This is a genomic window from Arthrobacter agilis (assembly GCF_002953615.1).
GTDB classification, from domain to species: Bacteria; Actinomycetota; Actinomycetes; order Actinomycetales; family Micrococcaceae; genus Arthrobacter_D; species Arthrobacter_D agilis_B.
In genome coordinates, this window is record NZ_CP024915.1 from 226,659 (window position 1) to 233,205 (window position 6,547).

The window sequence follows — 6,547 nt, forward strand, 5'->3', positions numbered from 1 at the left end:
CTACGACCACCGCGCCGACATCGTCCCACCGCGCCGAGGCCCCCCAGCAGGTCAAGCACCGTCCCGACAGGAACTACCGGCGCAGGCAGCGCTGGGGATGGCTGTTCGTGGCGCCCTTCGCCCTCATCTTCCTGACCTTCCTCATCCTGCCCCTGGTCTTCGCGTTCCGGATGAGCCTGTTCACCAGCACCCTCGCGACCGGCAACAAGTTCGTCGGCGCAGACAACTACCTCAAGGCGTTCTCCGACCCGATCTTCCTCGAGGGCCTCGGAACAGTGGCGAAGTTCGCCCTGGTCATGATCCCGGCCCAGATGCTCGTGGCCCTCGTCGCTGCCCTCGTCCTCGACAACCTCGCCACCTGGGCCTCGAAGTTCTCCCGCCTGATGATCTTCATCCCCTACGCGATCCCCGTCGTCATCGGTGCCCTGATGTGGGGCTTCCTCTACAGCCCGCGGTTCGGTCCGGCCAGCAGCATCTTCGGCCTCTTCGGACTCGCCGCGCCGGAATTCCTGGCACAGGACAACATCTTCGGCAGCCTCGTGAACATCGTCACCTGGCAGTGGGCCGGCTACTACATGATCATCATCTACGCGGCACTCCGAGGTATCGACCCCGGGATCTACGAGGCGGCGGTGCTCGACGGCGCCTCCGACCGGCAGATCGCCCTGCGCATCAAGGTCCCCATGATCTCGTCGTCGCTGGTCATGGTGGTCATCTTCGCCCTGATCGGCACCCTCCAGTTCTTCACCGAACCGCAGGTCCTGAGGGGGGTGGCGCAGGGAGCCATCCCGGTGTCGTACACACCGAACATGTATGCGTTCACGCTGGCCTTCTCCTACAGCCAGTTCAACTACGCCTCCGCCATCTCGTTCGCGCTCGGGATCGTCGTGTTCGTCTTCTCCTTCATCTTCCTCTTCCTGACCCGCAAGCAGAGCGGACTGAAATAAGCCATGGCACTCGTCACAGACACCCCCCAGCAGCAGGACGCCGGCCGGAAGACACGCGGCACGGCAGCCCGCAACCGGGCCCGCAACGGCGGCCCGCGCATCGGCTCGCACATCTTCCTGCTGATGCTCGTCATCTACTTCATCACCCCCCTCTGGTGGCTGACGGTCGCGAGCACCAAGGACACGGCAGGCCTGTTCGGCGGATCCGGCGGCCCGCTCTGGTTCGACGACGGATTCCACTTCTTCAGCAACCTCCAGGGCCTGTTCGAACGGCAGGACGGCATCTACTGGCGCTGGCTCGGCAACTCGTTCCTCTACGCCATCTCCGGCGGCGTGGGTGCCACCGTCCTGGCGGTCCTCGCCGGCTACGGCTTCGCCAAGTACAACTTCCGCGGCCGGGCCGCCTTCTTCGGCATCCTGCTCGGTGCGGTCATGGTGCCCCTGACGGCGCTCGTCATCCCGACGTTCGTCCTCCTGAGCTCGGTGGACCTGGTGAACACCATCTGGGCCGTCATCCTGCCGTCGCTGCTCAGCCCCTTCGGTGTCTACCTCATGCGGGTCTTCGCCCAGGAGGCGGTACCCGACGAGCTCCTCGACGCCGCACGGATCGACGGCGCGGGCGAGATCCGCACGTTCTTCCAGATCGCGCTCCCGCTGCTGCGTCCGGCCATCGTCACGGTGCTCCTGCTGTCCGTCGTCGGGACCTGGAACAACTTCTTCCTGCCGCTGGCGGTGCTCAGCGACCCGCTGCTGCTCCCCGTCACCGTGGGCCTGAACGGCTGGCAGGCACTGTCCAACGCCGGCAGCGGCGGCGAGGCCCTGTGGAACCTCATCACCACGGGCGCCTTCATCTCGATCATCCCGCTCATCATCGCCTTCCTCTCTCTCCAGAAGTACTGGCAGGGCGGGTTGTCGCTCGGCTCGCTCAAGTAGCCCGCACCCCGCCCCACCGCACGCCACCCTGAACAGAAAGCAGCTCGATGCAGAACGCACGCCTCACACTCGATCCCTCCTTCACGGTCGGGCGCATCAACCGCAACATCTTCGGCGGGTTCGTCGAACACCTCGGCCGCCACGTCTACGACGGAATCCACGAGCCCGGCCATGCGACCGCCGACGACGAGGGCTTCCGCCAGGACGTCATCGAACTCGTGAAGGAGATGGGCGTCTCGACCATCCGCTACCCCGGCGGGAACTTCGTCTCGGGCTTCCGCTGGGAGGACAGCGTGGGACCGCGCGAGGAGCGCCCCACCCGCCTCGACCTCGCCTGGCACTCCACGGAGACCAACCAGGTGGGCATGCACGAGTTCTCCTCCTGGCTGCGGAAGGTCGACAGCGACCTCATGCTCGCGGTGAACCTCGGGACGCGCGGAACCCCGGAGGCCCTCGAGCTCCTCGAGTACACGAACCTGCCGAAGGGCACCGCACTCGCCGACCAGCGCATGGCCAACGGCCGCCCCGACCCGTTCGGGGTGAAGATCTGGTGCCTGGGCAACGAGATGGACGGCCCCTGGCAGCTCGGCCACCGCTCCGCCGAGGACTACGGCAAGCTCGCGGCCATCACGGCCCGGGCCATGCGCCAGCTCGATCCGTCCATCGAACTCGTGGCCTGCGGCTCCTCGAGCGCCCACATGCCGACCTTCGGCGAATGGGAGCGCGTGGTGCTCACGCACACCTACGACGTCGTGGACTACATCTCCTGCCACGCCTACTACGAGGAGAAGAACGGGGACCTCGGTTCCTTCCTCGCCTCCGCCGTCGACATGGACTCCTTCATCGAATCCGTCGTCGCGACCGCCGACCATGTGAAGGCCGTCCGCGGCAGCTCGAAGACCATCAACATCTCCTTCGACGAGTGGAACGTCTGGTACATCAGCCGGTTCGAGAACGTCGACAAGATCGAGGGCCTCGACAACTGGCCCGTGGCCCCGCGCCTGCTCGAGGACTGCTACTCGGTGGCCGACGCCGTCGTGTTCGGCAACCTGATGATCTCGCTGCTCAAGCACGCGGACCGCGTCACCTCGGCGTCGCTGGCTCAGCTCGTGAACGTGATCGCGCCGATCATGACGGAGCCGGGCGGCCCCGCCTGGCGCCAGACCACGTTCTTCCCGTTCTCCCTCACCTCGAAGCTCGCGCAGGGTTCCGTGCTCGAACTCAAGCTCGACGCCGGCACGTACGAGACCAGCGACTACGGCACGGTGTCCCTGGTGGACGCGGTGGCCACGCACGACGACACGACGGGAGCCACCGCCGTCTTCCTCGTCAACCGGTCCCAGACCGAGGAGACGACCGTGACCATCGACATCGCCGCCCTGAACGGCTTCAGCCGTGTGGAGGCGCAGTCGCTGTACGATACGGACGTATATGCCAAGAACACCCTCGAGGAGCCCGAGCGCGTGACCATGAAGACCAACACCTCAGCGAAGCTCGACGGTGGTGCCGTGACCATCACGCTGCCCCCCGTGTCCTGGACGGCCGTATCCCTCGCATGAGCCCTTCCGAATACAGGATCGAGGGCGGCGGCTACACGGCCGTCGTCCTCGGTCTCGGTGCTGCCGTCCGGGAATTGACCTACGAGGGACGGCCGCTCGTGGTCGGCTTCGACGCCGACGAGGAGATGCCGAGCTTCCGCGGCGCCTTCGTGGCGCCGTGGCCCAACCGGATCGAGGACGGCCGCTATTCGTTCGACGGCGTCGACCACCAGCTGCACGTCAACGAACCCGAGCGCGGCGCCGCCCTGCACGGACTGGTCTTCGACATCCCCTGGACCCTCGTGGAGCACAGCGCGTCCACCGTGACCCTGGGCTGCACCATCGAGCCGACGGAGGCATACCCCTTCACGCTCGCGCTGCACGCACGCTTCCGTGTCGACCGGGAGGGCTTCCGGACGGACGTCACCGCCCTGAACACGGGATCCCGGCGAGCGCCGTACGGTGTCTGCCCCCACCCGTACCTGGTGGCCGGTCCGTCACCGCTCGACGAGTGGGTGCTCGAGCTCCCCGCCTCGACGGTCCTGACCGTCACGCCCGACCGCCTGCTGCCGGTCGGCAAGGAAGCCGTCGACGGCACGCCCTTCGACTTCCGTTCGGCGCGCGTCCTCGGGGACGTCCAGATCGACCACGCCTTCACCGGCCTCACGTACGACGCCGCCGGCCGGGCCACGGTCCGGGTCACCGATCCGGCCTCCGGCACCGGCGCGGCCATGGTGTGGGACCAGAGCTGCCCCTGGGTGCAGATCCACACCGCGGACCTCCCGAAGAAGCCCGAGAACACACGCCTCGGCCTCGCCGTCGAACCCATGACCTGCCCACCCGACGCCTTCAACTCGGGCGAGGACCTCGTCGTCCTCCAGCCCGGGGAGATGCACGCGACGGGCTGGACGATCACGGCCCTGTAGCGCCGCCGTCCTGCATCGGGCCGGGTCTCAGGCCCTGGCCCCGGCGGTCTCCCGGCGGACGAGGGCCAGCAGGTCGTCGAGGACGTCCCCCGCCGGCCGGTCGGCATCGAGGAGCGTGAAGGAGCCGAACCCGGGCAGCCTCCGGTAGCCGGCCTGCAGTGCCGCGAGCCCCGCGCGTGTCTCCACGTCGGTGCCGCGCGCCGCGACGCGACGCAGCGCGACGTCGACGGGCAGGTCGAAATGCGCGACGACGTCCGGCGCCGGGAGGATCCGCTCGAGCCACGGCAGGAGCACGCCGCGCGGCAGGCCGCGTGCCTCCCGCAGCGCGAGCTGGCAGGTGAGTCCGCGATCGAGCACGACGACGCCGTCGAAGCGGAGGAGTCGTACTTCGTGGAGAAGGGCATTGGCCACGCGGGCCACGGTCTCCAGCGTGTCCTGCAGGCGGGGTCCCGGCGCCCGGCCCAGCCGCGACCACCACGCCGCCATGGTCCGGCGCCCGGCCGGGGTCTTGAGCATCACCGCACGGTCTCCCCGGTCGGTGATGGCGTGGGTGAGGTCGCGGGCGGCCGTGCTCTTGCCGGACCCGTCTATACCGGTCAGAAGGATGCGCAGGGGAAGAGCCTTCCGTGGAGGATGTACCCGGTTCAACGGAACCCGCACCGGCGCCGTTCCCCGGGTGGCCCCGACGGGTGGTCACGGACCGGGACGGAGCCCGCCGTCGTCGAGCACCAGATGACCCTGCACCGCGTCGCCCCCGCACTGCTCGCCGTTCGGGTACACCCTGGCCGGGAGGACGGTGGTCGTAGAGCCGTTCGTGGACCCGTCCGTCCCCCGGAGGACCACGTCGACGCGGACTTCCTGCTCGGGCAGGTCGAGCTCGGCGAACCCCTGGAGGGTGCCGTCCGGCGTCGGGGAGACGCTGCACGAGTTCGCCTCGGGGCTGCACGTCTCCCCGGCATTCGACGAGCCGGGGGTCGGCACCACCTCGGTGGTGGTGCAGCCGTCCTCGGTGCACGCCGTCAGGTCGAGTCCCGCCGCGACGGCTGCAGGCCCTCCCTCGATGCTGATGGACAGCCCCCCGAGCGCTGCGACCGCTGTGCAGGGGAGCGCTTCCGCCGTGCAGGACGTCGCGGCGAGCACCAGTGCGCACAGGGCTGCCGCCCTCGCGGTCCTGCCGGTCATGGTCCTAGCCCTCCGAGCCGGGCGCGAGTGCCGGGCTGGCCAGCCGATGTCCTGCCCCCGAGCCGGGCGAGCAGTCCGCTCTCCTCCGCGCGGGTCAACCCCGACCGGCGCTCACGCCCGAGCCCGCGTCCACGCTCGTCGTCGAGCGTGTCCTCGAGGAGCTCCCGGAGGGGCCGCAGGACGCCGCCCGCGGCCCGGAAGGCGGCGTTGCTGCGGCGGCTGAAGCCGCCGAAGTCCTCGGGGAGCCAGAGCGGGAGGGATCGCGGCCCCGCCCAGTATGCGACGCCCTGCTCCACCAGCCATTCCGGTGCCGCCTCGACGACGGCACCGGTGTGACCGGCGACAGGGCGCGCCTGGGCGAGCACCTCCTCGAACGGGTGCGCGTCACCCACGGCGTTGATCGCTCCCGTGGCGCCGGCCCGGCCGGCGCTGATGGTCCAGGCGGCGAGGTCACGGACGTCGATGACCTGCACGTACCGGCCGGAGAGGGTCGGCGCGAGCACGTCGCCGTCCCGGGCCAGGGCGCACCGTGAGACCCAGTAGCCGAAGCGGTCGCTCCCGTCGCCGGGTCCTGCGATCAGCCCGGCGCGGACGATCAGCAGGCGGTCACCGACCACCGCCGTCGACGCCCGCTCGCAGAGCACCTTCGCCTGCGCGTAGTCGTCCTCGCCGCCCTCACCCGGCTCGACCAGCGCCGCGGATTCGTCCGCGCCGGGGACGTCGTTCGAGGCGTAGACGGAGCAGGAGGAGATCAGGGTCCAGTGGGCGGCCCGTGCTCCGAGCGCATCGAGGGCCGCGGTGACGTGCGCGACGTCCCAGGAGATCTCGATGACCTCGTCCCAGTCCGAGCGCCGGACGGCGTCGTACGCCGTCGCGTCCGATCGGTCCGCGGCGACGAATACGGCCCCGGGCGGAGGCGGGCCGGCGGTGCCACGGGCGAGGCAGGTGACGTCGTCCCCGCCGCCCACGAGCCGGGCGGCGAGTTCCCTGCCGAGCCACGCGGTGCCGCCCAGGATCAGGA

At 69.6% G+C, this 6,547-nt stretch carries 7 protein-coding genes; 4 read left to right on the forward strand and 3 right to left on the reverse strand.

Translation table 11 applies throughout. The annotated features are described in order from the left end of the window. From CVO76_RS01105 to CVO76_RS01120, 4 genes are all read left to right on the forward strand, one after another. On the forward strand, nucleotides 1–947 hold a 947-nt coding region (locus CVO76_RS01105), incomplete at its 5' end, for a carbohydrate ABC transporter permease (protein ID WP_244186137.1). A gap of 3 nt (nucleotides 948–950) precedes the next feature. After that, nucleotides 951–1,880 carry a carbohydrate ABC transporter permease gene (locus tag CVO76_RS01110; RefSeq protein WP_208740384.1) on the forward strand — a complete coding sequence of 310 codons (930 nt, stop codon included), beginning with the start codon at nucleotides 951–953 and terminating at the stop codon, nucleotides 1,878–1,880. A 47-nt stretch (nucleotides 1,881–1,927) separates the two neighbouring features. Next, nucleotides 1,928–3,439 (forward strand): alpha-N-arabinofuranosidase, encoded by a 1,512-nt coding sequence (locus tag CVO76_RS01115; protein WP_208740385.1) that lies wholly within the window; start codon nucleotides 1,928–1,930, stop codon nucleotides 3,437–3,439. Beyond that, nucleotides 3,436–4,344, forward strand: coding sequence for an aldose 1-epimerase family protein (locus CVO76_RS01120; RefSeq protein ID WP_208740386.1), 909 nt, complete (start codon nucleotides 3,436–3,438; stop codon nucleotides 4,342–4,344). The genes CVO76_RS01115 and CVO76_RS01120 overlap by 4 nt, the downstream gene beginning before the upstream one ends. A gap of 27 nt (nucleotides 4,345–4,371) precedes the next feature. Here the strand turns inward: CVO76_RS01120 and CVO76_RS01125 are convergent, their stop codons facing one another. Genes CVO76_RS01125 through CVO76_RS01135 form a run of 3 tightly spaced genes read right to left on the reverse strand, consistent with a single transcriptional unit; the run spans nucleotide 4,372 to nucleotide 6,545 of the window. Beyond that, nucleotides 4,372–5,004 carry an AAA family ATPase gene (locus CVO76_RS01125; protein WP_244186139.1) on the reverse strand — a complete coding sequence of 211 codons (633 nt, stop codon included), beginning with the start codon at nucleotides 5,002–5,004 and terminating at the stop codon, nucleotides 4,372–4,374. 33 nt (nucleotides 5,005–5,037) lie between these two features. Next, nucleotides 5,038–5,526, reverse strand: a complete 489-nt coding sequence (locus CVO76_RS01130) for a hypothetical protein (protein ID WP_208740387.1) — start codon at nucleotides 5,524–5,526, stop codon at nucleotides 5,038–5,040. After that, nucleotides 5,523–6,545, reverse strand: coding sequence for an NAD-dependent epimerase/dehydratase family protein (locus tag CVO76_RS01135; RefSeq protein ID WP_244186141.1), 1,023 nt, complete (start codon nucleotides 6,543–6,545; stop codon nucleotides 5,523–5,525). Before CVO76_RS01135 ends, CVO76_RS01130 begins: the two co-directional genes overlap by 4 nt. Nucleotides 6,546–6,547: the final 2 nt, after the last annotated feature.

Excerpts from the sequence above, each read along its gene's own strand:
- CVO76_RS01120 (WP_208740386.1), top strand. The coding sequence starts at position 3,436 with ATGAGCCCTTCCGAATACAGGATCGAGGGCGGCGGCTACACGGCCGTC.
- CVO76_RS01130 (WP_208740387.1), bottom strand. The coding sequence starts at position 5,526 with ATGACCGGCAGGACCGCGAGGGCGGCAGCCCTGTGCGCACTGGTGCTC.
- CVO76_RS01110 (WP_208740384.1), top strand. The coding sequence starts at position 951 with ATGGCACTCGTCACAGACACCCCCCAGCAGCAGGACGCCGGCCGGAAG.
- CVO76_RS01115 (WP_208740385.1), top strand. The coding sequence starts at position 1,928 with ATGCAGAACGCACGCCTCACACTCGATCCCTCCTTCACGGTCGGGCGC.